The organism is Lentzea sp. NEAU-D7 (genome assembly GCF_026242055.1).
GTDB lineage: Bacteria > Actinomycetota > Actinomycetes > Mycobacteriales > Pseudonocardiaceae > Lentzea.
Genome location: NZ_JAPJDL010000014.1, coordinates 49,138 through 66,573, shown reverse-complemented (window position 1 = coordinate 66,573; position 17,436 = coordinate 49,138). Strand labels below are relative to the sequence as shown.

Annotated in this window: 13 protein-coding genes and 1 pseudogene; 13 read left to right on the top strand and 1 reads right to left on the bottom strand. The window is 70.2% G+C overall.

Going from position 1 to position 17,436, the window contains the following annotated elements; translation table 11 throughout:
• The first annotated feature begins 26 nt into the window (after positions 1-26).
• The 6 genes and pseudogenes from ORI60_RS26310 to ORI60_RS26285 all read left to right on the top strand — a co-directional run bounded on the left by ORI60_RS26310 (position 27) and on the right by ORI60_RS26285 (position 7,975).
• Positions 27-1,510, top strand: a pseudogene (locus ORI60_RS26310) (acyclic terpene utilization AtuA family protein).
• A complete protein-coding gene (locus ORI60_RS26305; RefSeq protein WP_266040645.1) occupies positions 1,507-2,619 on the top strand; it encodes an acyl-CoA dehydrogenase family protein in 1,113 nt (370 codons plus the stop codon). Before ORI60_RS26310 ends, ORI60_RS26305 begins: the two are co-directional and overlap by 4 nt.
• A complete protein-coding gene (locus tag ORI60_RS26300) occupies positions 2,619-4,169 on the top strand; it encodes an acyl-CoA carboxylase subunit beta (protein WP_266040644.1) in 1,551 nt (516 codons plus the stop codon). Before ORI60_RS26305 ends, ORI60_RS26300 begins: the two co-directional genes overlap by 1 nt.
• Positions 4,170-4,174: 5 nt before the next feature.
• Positions 4,175-6,022, top strand: coding sequence for a biotin carboxylase N-terminal domain-containing protein (locus ORI60_RS26295; RefSeq protein ID WP_266040642.1), 1,848 nt, complete (start codon positions 4,175-4,177; stop codon positions 6,020-6,022).
• A complete protein-coding gene (locus ORI60_RS26290) occupies positions 6,019-7,158 on the top strand; it encodes an acyl-CoA dehydrogenase family protein (RefSeq protein ID WP_266040640.1) in 1,140 nt (379 codons plus the stop codon). The genes ORI60_RS26295 and ORI60_RS26290 overlap by 4 nt, the downstream gene beginning before the upstream one ends.
• Before the next feature lie 13 nt (positions 7,159-7,171).
• On the top strand, positions 7,172-7,975 hold the full coding sequence (locus ORI60_RS26285) for an alpha/beta fold hydrolase (RefSeq protein ID WP_266040638.1): 804 nt from the start codon (positions 7,172-7,174) through the stop codon (positions 7,973-7,975).
• On the opposite strand, the gene ORI60_RS26280 is transcribed toward ORI60_RS26285, so the two are convergent.
• Complete coding sequence (locus ORI60_RS26280) at positions 7,915-8,820, bottom strand: hypothetical protein (protein WP_266040637.1); 906 nt, start codon at positions 8,818-8,820, stop codon at positions 7,915-7,917. The genes ORI60_RS26285 and ORI60_RS26280 overlap by 61 nt on opposite strands.
• Positions 8,821-9,000: 180 nt before the next feature.
• On the opposite strand from ORI60_RS26280, the gene ORI60_RS26275 reads away from it, so the two are divergent.
• The 7 genes from ORI60_RS26275 (at position 9,001) to ORI60_RS26245 (ending at position 17,406) form a co-directional block, all read left to right on the top strand.
• A complete protein-coding gene (locus tag ORI60_RS26275; protein WP_266040636.1) occupies positions 9,001-10,161 on the top strand; it encodes a S8 family peptidase in 1,161 nt (386 codons plus the stop codon).
• Between the two features lie 94 nt (positions 10,162-10,255).
• A complete protein-coding gene (locus ORI60_RS26270) occupies positions 10,256-11,329 on the top strand; it encodes a S8 family peptidase (RefSeq protein WP_323055942.1) in 1,074 nt (357 codons plus the stop codon).
• Positions 11,330-11,448: 119 nt separating this feature from the next.
• Positions 11,449-12,618: a S8 family peptidase gene (locus tag ORI60_RS26265; RefSeq protein ID WP_416234490.1), complete on the top strand. Its 1,170-nt coding sequence runs from the start codon at positions 11,449-11,451 to the stop codon at positions 12,616-12,618.
• Between the two features lie 62 nt (positions 12,619-12,680).
• The gene (locus ORI60_RS26260) at positions 12,681-13,712 is read left to right on the top strand and encodes a hypothetical protein (RefSeq protein WP_266040634.1); all 1,032 of its coding nucleotides are present in this window, start codon (positions 12,681-12,683) and stop codon (positions 13,710-13,712) included.
• On the top strand, positions 13,709-14,071 hold the full coding sequence (locus ORI60_RS26255) for a hypothetical protein (protein WP_266040633.1): 363 nt from the start codon (positions 13,709-13,711) through the stop codon (positions 14,069-14,071). The genes ORI60_RS26260 and ORI60_RS26255 overlap by 4 nt, the downstream gene beginning before the upstream one ends.
• Positions 14,072-14,137: 66 nt before the next feature.
• The gene (gene aspS / locus ORI60_RS26250) at positions 14,138-15,949 is read left to right on the top strand and encodes an aspartate--tRNA ligase (RefSeq protein ID WP_266040631.1); all 1,812 of its coding nucleotides are present in this window, start codon (positions 14,138-14,140) and stop codon (positions 15,947-15,949) included.
• A gap of 446 nt (positions 15,950-16,395) precedes the next feature.
• Positions 16,396-17,406: a hypothetical protein gene (locus tag ORI60_RS26245; protein WP_323055941.1), complete on the top strand. Its 1,011-nt coding sequence runs from the start codon at positions 16,396-16,398 to the stop codon at positions 17,404-17,406.
• Positions 17,407-17,436 lie beyond the last annotated feature (30 nt).

Sequence of the window (17,436 nt, the reverse complement as noted above, 5' to 3'; positions counted from 1 at the left end):
GGTTCTACGGCGACCGGCTGTCCGCGATGCGCGAACAGCTGGAAGGCGGCGAGCTCGACGTCCTGACCGGCGACTACCTCGCCGAGCTGACCATGCTCATCCTCGGCCGCGACCGCATGAAGGACTCGTCGCTGGGATATGCGAAGACGTTCCTGCGGCAGATGGAGGACTGCCTGGCGCTGGCGCTCGACAAGGGCGTCAAGATCGTGGTGAACGCCGGTGGCCTGAACCCCGAGGGACTGGCGCGCAAGCTCGACGCGAAGGTCGGTGCCACGATCGGGTACGTCACGGGTGACGACCTCAAGTCCCGGTTCCCCGAGGCGTTGACCGCCAACGCCTACCTCGGCGCGTGGGAGATCGCGGAGTGCCTGGACCAGGGGGCTCAGGTCGTGGTCACCGGGCGCGTCACCGACGCGAGCCTCGTGGTCGGGCCCGCCGCGGCGCACTTCGGGTGGGCGCGCGACGACTGGGACCGGCTGGCCGGAGCCACGGTCGCCGGGCACGTGCTGGAGTGCGGGACGCAGGCCACGGGCGGCAACTACTCGTTCTTCACCGAGATCGACGCGACCCGGCCCGGGTTCCCGATCGCGGAGATCGACGAGGACGGGTCGTGCCTGATCACCAAGCACGACGGCACGGGTGGCGCGGTCACCGTCGACACCGTGACGGCGCAGCTGCTGTACGAGATCGGGGCGCCCGAGTACCTGGGGCCGGACGTCACCACGCACTTCGACACGATCCGGCTCGACGCGCACGAGCGCGGGGTCAGGATCAGCGGCACCAAGGGGAGTCCGCCTCCCGGCACGCTCAAGGTCTGCCTGAACACGCTGGGCGGGTTCAGGAACTCCACGACGTTCGTCCTCACCGGACTCGACGTCGAGCAGAAGGCCGGCCTGGTCCGCCGGCAGCTCCAGGACGCCATCGGTGAGGAAGGGCTGACCTGGACGCTGGCGCGGACCGACCAGCCCGACGCGGCCACCGAGGAACAGGCCAGCGCGTTGCTGCACGTCACCGTCAAGACGGCGGATCCGAAGCGGGCCAAGGGGTTCAGCCGGGCGGCGATCGAGCTGGCGCTCGCGAGCTATCCGGGGTTCCACGTCACGGCGCCACCGAGCGACGGGACGCCGTTCGGGGTCTACCAGGCCGCGTACGTGAACCGCGATGAGGTCAGCGCCAAGGCGGTGTTGCTGTGAAGAGGCCGCTGGGAACGATCGCCGGTGCGCGCAGCGGTGACAAGGGCGGGGACGCGAACCTCGGTGTGTGGGTGCGCAGCGACGAGGCCTTCGAGTGGCTGAACCGCTTCCTCACCACCGAGAAGCTCAAGGAACTGCTGCCCGAGGCGGGCGAGGTCAGCAGGTACGAGCTGCCGAACCTCAGGGCGCTCAACTTCGTGCTGCACGGCCTGCTCGGCGACGGGGTGGCGAGCAGCACGCGGTTCGACCCGCAGGCCAAGGCGCTGGGCGAGTGGTTGCGCAGCAGGGAAGCAGAGATCCCGGAGGAGCTTCTGTGATCACGAAGGACCTGTACGAGCGGAAAGAGCTGCGGCAACTCGTCCGCGACTTCACGCGCAAGGAGATCGCGCCGCACCTCGACCAGTGGGAACGCGACGGCGAGGTTCCGCGTGAGCTGCACGAGAAGGCCGCGGAGCTCGACCTGCTCGGCATCGGGTTCGAGCACGGCGACCTGCTCGACTCGGTCGCGCTGACCGAGGAGATCATCCAGAACGGCGGCTCGTCGGGCCTGATGGCGGCGCTGTTCACGCTCGGCATCGCGATCCCGCACATCTGGCAGAGCGGGAACGAGGACCTGGTCGAACGGTTCGCGAAGCCCGCGATCCGGGGCGAGAAGATCGGCAGCCTCGCGGTCACCGAACCCGGCGCCGGGTCCGACGTCGCGGCGATCAGGACCAGGGCGGTCAGGGACGGCGACCACTACGTCGTCACCGGCGAGAAGACGTTCATCACCTCGGGCTGCCGGGCGGACTTCGTCACGACCGCCGTGCGCACCGGTGGCGAGGGCTACCAGGGCATCTCGCTGCTCGTGATCGAGGACGGGTTCACCCGCCGCAAGCTCGACAAGATGGGCTGGCACTGCAGCGACACCGCCGAACTGCACTTCGACGAGGTGCGCGTGCCGGTGGCGAACCTGGTGGGCGAGGAGAACCAGGGCTTCGCGCTGATCATGCAGCAGTTCCAGGTCGAACGCGTGACGATGGCGGTCGAGGCGTACGCGACGGCACAACGGGCCCTGGACCTGACCGTCGAGTGGACCCGCAACCGCGAGACGTTCGGCAAACCGCTGATCAAGAACCAGGTGGTGCGCCACAAGCTGGCCGCGATGGCGCAGAAGATCGACCTGGCGCGGACCTACACGCGTGAGGTCGCGGCCAGGATCAACCGCGGCGACGACTGCGTCACCGAGGTCTGCTTCGCGAAGAACGCCGCGGTGCAGGCGTGCGACGAGGTGGTCGACACGGCGGTGCAGCTGCACGGAGGCATGGGCTACATGCGGGAGTCCGAAGTGGAGCGTCATTACCGGGACGCCCGCATCCTCGGCATCGGGGGCGGGGCGAGTGAAGTGATGACCGAGCTCGCGGCACGACGATTGGGGTTCGCCTGATGGGCAACAGGGAGGCGCTGCTCGCGAAGATCGCGGCACTGGACGCCGAGCACGCCAAGGCGCTCGCGGGAGGGGGGCCGAAGTACGTCGAGCGGCACCACGAGCGCGGCAAGCTCCTCGCCCGCGAACGGGTGGAGCTGCTGATCGACGAGGACAGCCCGTTCCTGGAGCTGTCCCCGCTCGCCGCCTGGGGCACCGACTTCCCGGTGGGCGCGTCGGTCGTCACCGGCATCGGGCGCGTCGAGGGCGTCGAGTGCGTGATCGTCGCGAACGACCCGACGGTGCGCGGCGGCTCGTCGAACCCGTACACGCTGCGCAAGTCGCTGCGGGCCAACGACATCGCGTTGCAGAACCGGCTGCCGCTGGTCAGCCTGGTCGAGTCGGGCGGCGCGGACCTGCCGACGCAGAGCGAGATCTTCATCCCCGGAGGCCGCGCGTTCCGCGACCTCACGCGGTTGAGCGCGGCCGGGATCCCGACGATCACGGCGGTGTTCGGCAACGCGACGGCCGGAGGCGCGTACGTGCCGGGCATGTCCGACTACGTGATCATGATCAAGGACCGCTCCAAGGTGTTCCTCGGCGGTCCGCCGCTGGTCAAGATGGCGACCGGCGAGGACTCCGACGACGAGTCGCTGGGCGGTGCGACCATGCACGGCGTGACGTCCGGGCTCGCGGACTTCGTGGCGGAGGACGAGACCGACGCGATCCGGCTGGCGCGCAGGGTCGTCGCCCGGCTGAACTGGCGGAAGCTCGGGCCCGAGCCGGCACCGGTGGAGGAGCCGCTGTTCGACGCCGAGAGCATCCTCGACATCGTCTCCGAGGACCAGCGGGTGCCGTTCGACCCGCGCGACGTCATCGCCCGGCTCGTCGACGGGTCGCACTTCGACGAGTTCAAGCCGTTGTACGGCAACAGCCTCGTCACCGGCTGGGCCCGCGTCCACGGCTACCCGGTCGGCATCCTCGCCAACGCGCGCGGCGTGCTGTTCAGCGAGGAGTCGCAGAAGGCCACGCAGTTCATCCAGCTGGCCAACTCGAGCGACACCCCGCTCGTCTTCCTGCAGAACACCACCGGCTACATGGTCGGCGCCCAGTACGAGCAGGGCGGCATCGTCAAGCACGGCTCGATGATGATCAACGCCGTCTCCAACAGCCGGGTGCCGCACCTGACGATCACGATGGGCGCCTCGTACGGCGCGGGCAACTACGGCATGTGCGGCAGGGCGTACGACCCGAGGTTCCTGTTCACCTGGCCCAACGCCAAGTCCGCCGTGATGGGGCCCGCGCAGCTCGCCGGGGTGCTCTCGATCGTCGGGCGGCAGGCCGCCGCGGCGAAAGGGCAGGAGTACAACGAGGAGCACGACGCCGCCATGCGCAAGATGGTGGAGGCGCAGATCGAGGAGCAGTCGCTCGCGCCGTTCCTGTCCGGGAAGCTCTACGACGACGGCGTGATCGACCCGCGCGACACCAGGACCGTGCTCGCCCTCTGCCTCTCCGCTGTCCACAGCGGACCGATCAAGGGCGCCGACGGCTTCGGCGTCTTCCGGATGTGAGACCCGTGATCAAGTCACTCCTGATCGCCAACCGCGGCGAGATCGCCCGCCGGATCATCCGCACCTGCCGGGACAACGGGATCCGCACGGTCGCCGTCTTCTCCGACCCGGACGCGGACTCGCCGCACGTCCGCGAGGCCGACTTCGCGGTCCGGCTGCCCGGTGCGTCGCCGGCCGAGACCTACCTGCGTGCCGATCTGCTCGTCGAGGCGGCGGTCAGGGCGGGCGCGGACGCGGTGCACCCCGGCTACGGATTCCTCAGCGAGAACGCCGGCTTCGCACGCGAGGTCCAGGCGGCGGGCCTGACGTGGGTCGGCCCGGAACCGGACTCGATCGAGGCGATGGGCTCCAAGGTCGCCGCGAAGAAGCGGATGGCGGCCGCGGGCGTGCCGACGCTGCCGGAACTCGACCCGGACACCGTCACCGAGTTCCCCGTGCTGATCAAGGCGTCGGCGGGCGGTGGTGGCCGGGGCATGCGGATCGTGCGGGAGAAGGGCGAGTTCGCCGACGCTCTCGCCAGTGCGCGGCGCGAGGCCGAGTCGGCGTTCGGCGACCCGACGGTGTTCTGCGAACCGTTGCTGGAGCACGCCCGGCACGTCGAGGTGCAGATCCTCGCCGACGCGCACGGCACGGTCTGGGCGCTCGGCGAACGCGAGTGCTCGATCCAGCGCCGCCACCAGAAGATCGTCGAGGAGTCGCCCAGTCCGGCGGTCACCGACGACGTCCGCGAGCGCTTGTTCGCCGCGGCGACGGCGGCGGCCGAGTCGATCGGGTACGTCGGCGCGGGCACCGTCGAGTTCATGCTCAAGGGCGAGGACTTCCACTTCCTCGAGGTCAACACGCGCCTGCAGGTCGAGCACCCGGTCACCGAGCTCGTCCACGGCGTCGACCTGGTCGAGTGGCAGCTGCGGATCGCCGAGGGCGCCAGGCTGCCGGCGGAGGTGCCGCAGCCGCGCGGCCACGCGATCGAGGTCCGCCTCTACGCCGAGGACCCGGCGAACGACTGGCGGCCGGCGAGCGGCACGCTGCACCGGTTCCACGTGCCCGGCGACGTCCGGCTCGACAGCGGTGTCGAGGACGGTTCGGTGGTCTCCGTGCACTACGACCCCATGCTGGCCAAGGTGATCGCCTACGCGCCCACGCGCAGGGCCGCCGCCCGCAAGCTCGCCACGGCGCTGGAAAGCGCCCAGATCCACGGCCTGGTCACGAACCGGGCACTGCTCGTGGACATCCTCGGCAACGAGGCTTTCCTCGACGGCGACACGCACACCGGGTTCCTGACCGAGCAGGACTTCAGCCGAACCGTTGACCCGCAACCGTTTGCGCGTGCGGCGGCGCTGGCTCAGGCGGCGAGTCGCAGGATCGGGCACCTCCCGCTCGGCTGGCGCAACGTGCGTTCGCAGCAGCCGAAGGCCAGGTTCCTCTTCGGCGACGAGCTGATCGAGGTCGAGTACGACCCGAAGCAGGCGACTCCCGGCGTCGTCGCGCTCGACCTGGACGGCGTGCGCGTTCCGTTCCACGTCGCGAGGTACGGCGACCTGGTCGAGGTCGACTCGCCGCGCGGCTCGGTGACGTTGAAGGCCGTGCCGCGCTTCCCCGAACCGGAGATCAGGCTCGCGCCGGGCGCGACCGTCGCCCCGATGCCCGGAACGGTGGTCAGGGTGTCGGTCCAGCAGGGTGACGTGGTCGAGGCCGGTGCCGAACTCCTGGTGCTGGAGGCCATGAAGATGGAACACCGGGTGCTCGCGACCAGCGCGGGCACCGTCACCGAACTCCTCGTCGAGCAGGCCCAGCAGGTCAACGCGGGCGACGTCCTGGCCGTGGTGGCCGAACAGAACGGAGACGGATCGTGAGCTTCGTCGAGTCCGAAGAGCGGATCGCGCTGCGCAGGGCCGTCGCCGAGTTCGGTGCCCGGTACGGCCACGACTACTTCATCGCCAAGGCCAGGGCGGGGGAGAAGACCACCGAGCTGTGGGAGGAGGCCGGCAAGCTCGGCTACCTCGGCGTGGCCGTGCCGGAGGAGTACGGCGGCGGTGGCGGCGGCATCGGCGACCTCGCGGCGGTGTGCGAGGAGCTGGCGGCGGCCGGATGCCCGTTGCTGCTCATGGTGGTCTCGCCGGCGATCTGCGCCACGGTGATCGCGCGGTTCGGTACCGAGGAGCAGAAGTCGAAGTGGCTGCCCGGTTTCGCGGACGGCACGCTGAAGATGGCGTTCGCGATCACCGAGCCCGATGCGGGGTCCAACTCGCACAAGCTGAAGACCCACGTCAGGCGCGACGGTGACGACTGGGTCCTCAAGGGCACCAAGACCTACATCTCCGGCGTCGACGAGGTGGACGCCGTGCTCGTGGTCGCCATCCAGAAGACCGGGCCGGTCCTCGTGGTCGTGCCGACGGACGCCGAGGGCTTCACCCGGCACGAGATCGAGATGGACCTGGTGGCGCCGGAGAAGCAGTTCACCCTGTTCTTCGACGACGTCAGGCTGCCCTCGGACGCCGTCGTGGGCTCGCCGGACCAGGGCCTGCTGCAGGTCTTCGCCGGCCTCAACCCGGAACGGATCATGGGCGCGAGCATGGCGACCGGCTCGGCCAGGCTGGCGATCGCCAAGGCCGTCTCCTACGCGCGGCAGCGCCAGGTGTGGGACAGCCCGATCGGCGCGCACCAGGGCCTCTCGCACCCGCTGGCGAAGATCCACATCGAGATCGAGCTGGCCAGGTTGATGACGCAGAAGGCGGCCGCGCTCTACGACGCCGGTCGCGACAAGGAGTCCGGTGAGGCCGCGAACATGGCCAAGTACGCGGCGGGCGAGGCCATCGCGGCCGCGGTCGACCAGGCCATCCAGACCCACGGCGGCAACGGGCTGAGCTCCGAGTTCGGGCTGGCGTCGATGCTCGGCGTGTCCCGGCTGTCGCGCATCGCGCCGGTGTCGCGGGAGATGGTGCTCAACTTCGTCGCGCAGAACTCGCTGAAGTTGCCGCGCTCGTACTGACACACTGCGGGACATGGGGACTTTCACGAACGCGGACGGGCTCGGCCTCGCCTACCACGGTGAGGCCGGGGACCCGCTGATCTGCCTGCCGGGCGGGCCGATGCAGGACTCGTCGTACCTGGGCGGGCTGCCGCTGGACGACGCGGTCAGGCTGGACCTGCGCGGTACGGGCGAGTCGGAGAAGGCGGACCACCACCGCGTCGACCGTCAGGTCCACGACGTGGAAGCGCTCCGCCGGCACCTCGGTCTCGACCGGATCAGGCTGCTCGGGCACTCGGCGGGAGCCGCTCTCGCGATCCTCTACGCCCTCCGGTTCCCGCAGCGGGTCGCGGAGCTCGTCCTCGTCGCGCCCAGCCCGTTCGTGGTGGGCATCGCCGTCACCGACGAGGACCGCAGGGAGGTCGCCCTGCGGCGCAGCGGCGAACCCTGGTACGCCGAGGCCGTCCAGGGGTTCGAGGAGATCTGGGCGGGCACCGCGACGCCCGAGGCGTTCGCGAAGATCGCCCCGTTCCTCCACGGCCGCTGGGACGACGCCGCGCGTGCGCTGGACGACCACCCGCGCCATCCCGAGGCCGCGATGGAGTACTACGCCGAGGGTGCGTTCGATCCGCGGGAGGTCCGCGAGAAGCTCGCGAAACTCGACGTGCCAACGCTTCTGGTCACCGGTGAACTCGACGTGTCACTGCCGCCGAGTCGCGCGCGGGAGTACGCGGACCTGTTCCCGCACGCGCGGCTCGTCGTGCAGCCCGGTGCCGGTCACTTCCCCTGGGTGGACGACCCCGGGGCGTTCGCGGCGACGGTCCAGCGCATTCCGTAGAGACCGGGACCGAAGTCGAGCGCGGCGGCGTGCGCGCAGCCCTCGTCGTCCACGGGCGCGGGCCGGGTGCCGCCGGGCATTTCCGTTCCGGCCGGGCCGGACGAGAATTGTTCGCAGGAGGCGGGCGGGGACTCGGCCGCGAATTTGATCTCCAGCACGTAGTCGTGCACGCGTTCGCCGAACCTCCGGAAATGCGTGTGCTCGACCGTCGGGTGCGGATAGATCAATTCGTACTCGATCGCGATCGACTCGCCGGTGGAGATCGGTTCGTCGAACAACATCTCCGCGACGAGCACGCCGTTCGTGCGTTCCCTGGCGATGCGGCCGACCCGGCAGGAACGGACGGCCGTGAGCGCGGGCTGCGCGGAACCCGTTTCGTGGCACAGGATCCAGCGGTCCACATCGGCGCTGCTCGCCCGCATGACCTGGCGTGAGCGGACACCGCGCACCCCGCCGCAGGGCGCGACGTCGACCCGGTCGTGCTGGGCGGTCACCACCAGCCCGGAACCGTCCCACGCCGCCCGAGCCGACTTCTCCCGCCTGCGCGAACGGCCACGCGGCCGCGGCGGCCCCAGCAGACGGCTCAGCGCGGTGGACGGCAGCCCGAGCACGTCCTCCAGGTGTGCCAGCGCCATCAGCGACTCGGGACGCTCGGGTCTGCGGCGGCCCGACTGCCAGTAGCTCAGCGCCGTCACGCTGATCGGCGCTCCCCGCAGCTTCAGGCGGTGCTGCAGCCGTTCCAGACTCAGTCCCCGCACCTGGATCGCGACCCGCAGCGCGTCCGCGAACGGACCCGTCACCAGAAGGTCGGCGAGCTCCTCGCGCGGTGGGTAAATCGTGAGCATCCACTCCTCCGTTTCACGGAGTCAAGTTCGGAAGGCTATCGGCAGCAAAGGGAACGCGGTACAGCCGATCGGCGGTTTTGTCCCGGTTCGAAACTCGGCAGGTTCAGATCTCGGGACTATTACGCCGCCAATAGCCCCGGTCAGGTTCCTGAGCATCCCTGCGACGAACAGGACTGCACAATGCGCAAGACTGCAACTCTGCTGGGCTCGGTGGTCATGATCGCCGCGTTCGCGGCACCGGCGACCGCCGCCGTGGGCGAGATCCGCGTCTCGCCCGGTGAGAACATCGCCGGCAGCTTCATCGTCAAGCTGAAGGACAACGCGGTCACCGCGAGCGCGCAGGCTCTCGGCTCCCGGTTCGGCGGTCAGGTCGGGCACGTCTACGACACAGTCTTCCAGGGCTTCTCCATCAAGATGAGCGACGCGCAGGCGCGCAGACTGGCCGCTGACCCCTCGGTCGAGTACGTCGAACGCGACCAGGTCGTCAGCATCCAGGCGACGCAGACGAACCCGCCGTCGTGGGGGCTCGACCGGATCGACCAGCGCAACCTGCCGCTCGACCAGCGCTACACCTACAACAGCACCGGTTCCGGCGTGAACGCCTACATCATCGACACCGGTGTCCGCATCACGCACCGCGACTTCGGCGGCCGGGCGAAGAACGGCTACGACTTCGTGGACAACGACGCCGTCGCGCAGGACGGCAACGGCCACGGCACGCACGTCGCCGGCACCGTCGCGGGCACGCTGCACGGCGTCGCCAAGCAGGCGAACATCATCGGCGTCCGCGTGCTGAACAACTCCGGCTCCGGCACCATCGCCGGTGTCGTCGCCGGCGTGAACTGGGTGGCGTCGAACCACGTCAAGCCCGCCGTCGCCAACATGTCCCTGGGCGGCGGCGCCAACACCTCGCTCGACAACGCCGTGTCCGGCGCGATCACGCGCGGCGTGACGTTCGCCGTCGCGGCGGGCAACTCCAACACGAACGCGGCGAACACCTCGCCCGCGCGCGTGGCGGCGGCGCTGACCGTGGGCTCCACCGAGCGCACCGACGCCCGCTCCTCCTTCTCCAACTACGGCCCCGTGGTGGACGTCTTCGCGCCCGGTGGTGGCATCACGTCCACGTGGAACACCAGTGACACGGCCACCAACACCATCTCCGGCACCTCGATGGCGGCGCCGCACGTCGCCGGCGTGGTGGCCCGGTACCTGCAGGGCAACTTCAACGTCACGCCCGCCCAGGTGGCGACCGCGATCACGACCAACGCCACCAACGGCAAGGTCACCAACCCCGGCGCGAACACGACCACGAGGCTCCTCCACTGGGCCCCGACCAGCTGAACACGGCCCTGAGATGTGACACGGCACCGAGATGTGCGGCCCCGGCTCCTCGCGAGCCGGGGCCGTTTTCCCTGCAAGAGAAAGGAACCTGCCCGTGAGAGCCCTGCTGGCAGTCGCCGCCCTCGCGGCAACGGTCGTGGTCGCCCCGGCGTCCGCGGCCACGTCGTCCTACATCGTCGTGCTGAAGGACGGCTCGGTCTCGTCGTTCAGCGGTACCGTCGAGCACACCTATTCGAGCGTCTTCACCGGGTTCAGCGCCCGGCTGACGGCGGCGCAGCTGAAGAAGCTGAAGGCCGACCCGAACGTGTCCTCTGTGGAGCGTGACGGGATCGTGCACGCCAACAGCGTCCAGCTCAACCCGCCGTGGGGCCTAGACCGCGTCGACCAGCGCGCGTTGCCGCTCGACCAGCGCTACGAGTACACGACCACCGGACGTGGCGTGAACATCTACGTGATCGACACCGGGCTCCGCGTGACGCACGCGGACTTCGGCGGCCGCGCGCGCAACGGCTGGGACACCGTCGACAACGACGCGGTGGCGCAGGACGACAACGGCCACGGCACGCACGTCGCAGGCATCGCGGCGGGCACGACCCACGGCATCGCGAAGCAGGCGACGGTGTGGGGCGTGCGCGTGCTGAACGGTTCGGGGTCGGGCACGATCTCCGGCGTCATCGCGGGCGTCGACTGGGTGACGCGCAACGCCGTGAAACCCGCGGTGGCGAACATGTCGTTGGGCGGCAGCGCTTCCGCGGCGCTCGACACCGCGGTGAAGAAGTCCATCGACTCCGGGATCTCGTACACGGTCGCGGCGGGCGGCAGCAACACCGACCCCGGGAACTCGTCGCCGCAACGGGTCTCGGCCGCGATCTGCGTGGGCGCGCTGACGCAGAACGACACCAAGTCCTCGTCGTCGAACTACGGCCCCCTGGTGGACATCTGGGCGCCGGGGGTGAGCATTCCCTCTGCCTGGAACACCTCCGACACGGCGACCAACACGCTGAGCGGTTCCTCCATGGCCGCACCGCACGCGGCCGGTGTCGCGGCCCGGTTCCTGGAACGCAACCGCGCCGCCACACCCGCGCAGGTCGAGCGCGCGCTGGTTACCACGGGCACTCCGGGGACACCACCCGTCACTCGTATCCTCCACTGGCCGCCATCCCTGTGAAAGGTGAATTGTCCGGCAATACAAGCGCGTCTTAATCCGTAAGACACCCTTGGCAGGAACCGGATCTCTCCATAACGTCGAAAGCGCTTCGTTCCCCTGCAAAGAACGGAATGCACATCATGACGCGAAAGATCCGGTTCCTGGCCGGTGCCGGCGCGGCGACTCTCGCCATGTCGGTTCTGATGGTTCCCAACGCCTCCGCCGCCGAGGGCGAGGTGCTGTCGCTCAACGCTCCGGAGAAGATCGCCGGCAGCTTCATCGTGAAGCTGAAGGAAGGCAAGGCGAACGGGCACGCCCTCGCTTCCCGCTTCGGCGGCACCGTCGAGCGCGAGTACAAGACCTTCGGCGGCTTCAACGTGAAGCTGACCGAGAAGCAGGCCAAGCGCCTGGCCGCCGACCCGTCGGTGGACTTCGTGGAGGCCGACCAGGTCGTCCGCACGCAGGCGACGCAGACGAACCCGCCGTCGTGGGGTCTCGACCGCATCGACCAGCGCAACCTGCCGCTCAACAGCTCCTACAGCTACACCTCGACCGGTTCCGGCGTGACGGCCTACGTCATCGACACCGGTGTCCGCATCAGCCACTCGACGTTCGGCGGCCGCGCGACCAACGGCCGTGACTTCGTGGACAACGACGCCGTCGCGCAGGACGGCAACGGCCACGGCACGCACGTCGCCGGCACCATCGCGGGCGCGCAGTACGGCGTCGCGAAGGCCGCGAGGATCGTCGCCGTCCGCGTGCTCGACAACAACGGCTCCGGCACCCTCGCGGGCGTCGCGGCCGGCATCGACTGGGTGGGCGCCAACGCCGTCAAGCCGGCCGTCGCCAACCTGTCGCTGGGCGGCGGCGCCAACGCCACGCTCGACACGGCCGTCCGCAACGCCGTCGCCAAGGGCGTCACGTTCGCCGTGGCCGCGGGCAACTCCAACGCCAACGCGTCCGGCTTCTCGCCGGCCCGCGTGACCGAGGCGATCACGGTCGGCTCCACCGACCGCACCGACGCCCGCTCGTCGTTCTCGAACTACGGCTCGGTGCTCGACATCTTCGCCCCCGGCCGCGACATCACGTCGTCCTGGCACACCTCCGACAGCGCCACCAGCACCATCTCGGGCACGTCGATGGCCACCCCGCACGTCGCGGGTGCCGCCGCCCGCTACCTCTCGACGAACTCGTCGGCCACGCCGGCCCAGGTCGCCTCGTACCTGATCGGGCAGTCGACGCCGTCGAAGGTGACGAACCCGGGAACCGGTTCGCCGAACCGCCTGCTGTACCTCGCGCCGACCGCGTGAGCTAGCTCCTCCTGAGAAGGCCGCGACCCTCCCGGTCGCGGCCTTTTCCTATTGTTGGATCCATGGTGGAGGGTCTGAAGGGCATCGACTGGTACCGGTTGCGCGGTCACGACGGGTACGCCGACGACCTCCCCAGGTTGCTGCGGCAGGCGCGGACCTCCGTCGAACCGCACGAGGAACTGGTGCGGCACCTGAGCGGCGACCCCTCCGAGGTCAGCGAGGCGACCGCGGCGGCGTGGCCGTTCCTGCTGGACCTGGTCGCCCACGACAACACCCCCAGCCGCGAATGGCTCCTCGAGAACCTCTGCGGCGCGATCGCCGTCGCCGGGGGCAGCGGGGCGGACGGTGTCCACCCGAGCTGGCCACCGGCGTGGGAGGCCTCGAAACCCGCCATGCTCGCCCTGCTCGACCACGGTTCCGCGGCGGTGCGGCGGGGCGTGCTGTTCCTGCTCGGCAAAGGCCGCGGGGACAGCGCGCCGGTGCTGCCCGCCCTGGCGCGGCGGTGGGACGAGGAGACTGATCCGGCCACGCGGCTGTGCCTCGTGCTCGTCGCGACGGAGTTCGCCGGGCGGGGTGACGAGGCCGCGGTCTCGTGGCTGCGGGAGCTGGACGTGCCGGACGGCGAACCGCAGGCGCTGCTGCTGGTGTCCGCGGCGACCAGGCCGGACGCCGACGTGATCCTGCGCGGGCTGACCGGCGACCTGGAGCTGTTCCTCGCCACCGGGTCGTTCGAGATGGGCTACGACGAGGTGCTGGAGCACGTGCTCTGGCTGGTGGGGCCCAAGGACTTCGAGGGCATGGACCTCGTGCTGGCGCTGGTGGACGTGCTGCCGTGGCGGACCGAGGCGCTCGACTACCTGCGCCGGCTCTTCGAACGCGACACCACCGACGTCGGTCTCGTCGTGCCGTTCGTGCCGGTGTGGGCGGCCGACCCGGACGTCCGGCTGCGGGCCTTCGCCGTCTGGCTGGTCGGTGTCGCGCGGGCCCGGCAGTACGTCGGCCTCGTCGAAGCGGCGGTGCACGACCACGCCGTGACCTCGATCGGCGAGCGGGTCTCGACGCTCGCCGCCTCGGTGCTGCTGGAGCTGCGATGAGACCTGTGCTGCACGGGTTGGACGACGTCGCGTGGCACGAGATCGACCACGCCTACGGTCCCGCGCTGGACACCCCGGGCCATGTCAGGGCGTTGCTGTCCGAGGATCCCGAGGTGGTCGCGCAGGCCGTCACGGACCTGGACCGGACCGTGCGCGAGGAAGGCGGCTTCGTGTGTCCCGCGGCCACCGCGGTGCTGCCGTTCCTCGTCGAGGTGATGCCGTCGCTCGCGCCGGAACAGCGGGCGCGGTTGCGGGACATGATCGAACTGATCGCGGACGACGGCGAGAACGCCGAGCAGGTCGACCCCGGCTGGCGCGCCGCGTGGGCGAAGGCGCGGCCCGCCATCCGCCCTGCCTGAAAATCCGTCGGTGGCTCCGGCTAGCCTTGACGGCAAAGCTGACTTCGTCTACAAGGAGCCACCACCGTGTTGCGCACGCACGAGGCCGGGTCACTCCGGGCCGAGCACGCCGGGCAGTCCGTCACCCTCACCGGGTGGGTCGCCCGCCGGCGGGATCACGGCGGTGTCATCTTCATCGACCTCCGCGACGCCAGCGGTGTCGCCCAGGTCGTGTTCCGCGAGGGCGAGATGGCCGAGCGCGCGCACCGGCTGCGCAGCGAGTACGTCATCAAGGTCACCGGCGAGGTGAGCAAGCGCCCCGAGGGCAGCGAGAACCCCGAGCTGGCCACCGGCGCCATCGAGGTCTACGTGAGCGACCTCGAGGTCCTCAACGAGGCCGCGCCGCTGCCGTTCCAGGTCGAGAGCGACGTGGAGCCCGGCGAGGAGGCCCGTCTCAAGCACCGCTACCTGGACCTGCGCCGCTCCGGTCCCGCGCAGGCGATCCGGCTGCGCAGCGAGGTCAGCCGCATCGCCCGCGAGGTGCTGCACGGCGAGAAGTTCGTCGAGATCGAGACGCCGACCCTGACCCGCTCCACCCCCGAGGGCGCGCGCGACTTCCTGGTGCCGGCGCGGCTGCGTCCCGGCAGCTGGTACGCGCTGCCGCAGTCGCCGCAGCTGTTCAAGCAGCTGCTCATGGTCGGTGGCCTGGAGCGCTACTACCAGATCGCGCGCTGCTACCGCGACGAGGACTTCCGCGCCGACCGCCAGCCGGAGTTCACCCAGCTCGACATCGAGATGAGCTTCGTCGAGCAGGACGACGTCATCGGCCTGACCGAGAAGCTGCTCGCCGCGATCTGGAAGGAGACCAAGGGCGTCGACATCCCGGTGCCGTTCCGCCGCATCTCCTACGCCGACGCGATGGCGAAGTACGGCTCCGACAAGCCGGACCTGCGCTTCGAGCTCGAGCTCACCGACCTGACCGAGTACTTCAAGGACACGACGTTCCGCGTGTTCCAGGCGCCGTACGTCGGTGCCGTCGTCATGCCCGGTGGCGCCTCGCAGCCGCGCCGCACGCTCGACGCGTGGCAGGAGTTCGCCAAGCAGCGCGGCCACAAGGGTCTCGCGTACGTGCTGGTCCAGGAGGACGGCACGCTGGGCGGCCCGGTCGCGAAGAACCTCACCGACACCGAGCGCGAGGGTCTCGCGAAGGCCGTCGGCGCCAACGCGGGCGACTGCATCTTCTTCGGCGCGGGCGACCCGCGTGACGCGCGTGCCCTGCTGGGCGCGGCCCGCGTCGAGATCGCGCACCGCGTCGGCCTGATCGACGAGAACGCCTGGGCGTTCGGCTGGGTCGTCGACTTCCCGATGTTCGAGTCGGTCGACAAGCTCGAGGCCGGTGACGTCGCGGTCGGCGGCAGCAACTGGACGGCTCTGCACCACGCGTTCACCTCGCCGACCCCGGAGTGGATCGACAACTTCGAGTCCGACCCGGGCAACGCGCTGGCCTACGCCTACGACGTGATCCTCAACGGCAACGAGCTCGGCGGTGGCTCGATCCGCATCCACCGCGCGGACGTGCAGCAGCGCGCGTTCAACGTCATGGGCATCGGTGCCGAGGAGGCGCAGGAGAAGTTCGGCTTCCTGCTCGACGCGTTCAAGTTCGGCGCCCCGCCCCACGGCGGCATCGCGCTCGGCTGGGACCGCCTCTGCATGCTGCTCGCGGGTGCCGACTCGATCCGCGAGGTCATCGCGTTCCCGAAGTCGGGCGGCGGCTACGACCCGCTGACGGCTGCTCCGGCGCCCATCACGGCGCTGCAGCGCAAGGAGGCCGGTGTGGACGCCAAGCCCCAGGACAAGGGCGCGGAGAAGGCGGCCGACAAGGCCGAGCCGAAGGCCTGACGATCTTTTCCCGCGGGGAGGCAACCTGGCGGTTGCCTCCCCGCGTCCCAGAACATGAGACCGGTTCGCCCGATCGAGCACCTACTTGATCGGTATTGAGGAGTGCGGGCCGATCCAGCCGCTTGATCGGTCCGCGGTGGGCAACGGAAGGTGTTTCCACACGTCCACACCTCGGAGGGGTGTCCGGGAACTGCGTGAGCCGTTACCAACGAGTGGTGGTGGTCGCAGCCTGGCCCGATTAGCGTCGGTCCGGCTCACGGACATGGGGAGTAGGGTCGGAGGGGATGAGCGTGGAGATCACCGCGGGCCCTCCTGACACGACTTCACCTGAGATCGCGGACGCTGTCGTGGCGGCTGAGCGGGTACTGACCAAGCGACTGGGCGCACAGGTGCGCCTCGCTGACCCCGAGGCTCTCGGGGGTACCGGTCGTTCCGTCGTCATTCGCGTGAGAGTCGCCTCCTCGCCGTTCTCGATGCCCCGCACGCTGGTCGTGAAGCGCTATCCCGCCGGTGCCGGCGACCGGGACCCGTGGGCGCACGAGGCCGTCAGCCACCAGCTGCTCACGGCGCTGCCGGCCGAGGAGCGCGCCACACCGGAGCTCTTCGCCCACGACGCGGCGTCGCGTCTCGTCGTGCTGGAAGACCTGGGCCGCGCGCCGAGGCTGTCCGAGAAGCTGCAAGCCACCGACGCGCGCGCCGCCGAACGCGGCCTGCTGTCGTGGGCGCACGCCATGGGCCGCCTGCACGCCACGACGGCGGGCAGGGACGCCGACTTCGACGCGTTGATGCGCCGCGCCGGAGCGCAGTGCTGCCAGGACCCGATCGCGGTCGACGTGCACGCGGCGATCGCGGGCTTACCGGCGCTGCTGGAGTCCACTGTGGGCGTGGGCACGTCCACGCAGGCCATCGAGTACGCCGCCGGCGCCGCACGGGCGTTCAGCACCTCGCGGCGGCGCGCGTTCAGCCCGTCGACGTCGTGCCCGGACAACCACCTGGTCACCTCGCGCGGTGTCCGGTTCGTCGACTTCGAGGGCGGCTGCGTCCGCGACATCGTGTTCGACGCCGCCGCGCTGCGCGTGCCGTTCCCGTCCTGCTGGTGCGGGTGGGGCCTGCCGCCGGGGATGTCCGAGGCCATGGTCGCCGCCTGGCGCGCGGAGGTCGGGTCGGTGTGGCCCGAGATGGACGACGACGCGGTGCTCTTACCGCGGCTGCTGGAGGCCCAGCTGCTGTGGGTGTGGCTCGCGACGTGGCGGGCGCTTTCGAAGCCCATGCCCATCGTTGTCAACGCTCCGCCGCGCAGCGTCGTGCTGACGGGCCGGTGGGTCCGGTTGCGGTCCGACGCGCTGCTGCTGGGCGAGAAGACCGTCGCGTCGCACGCCGACGCGGTGATCGGCGCACTGGCCGACCGCTACGGCCCTGAGGTGCTCGAACTCCCGCTTTACCCTGCATTTCGCTGAACCGTTCCCGCGCGGTCATTCGCGGATCAC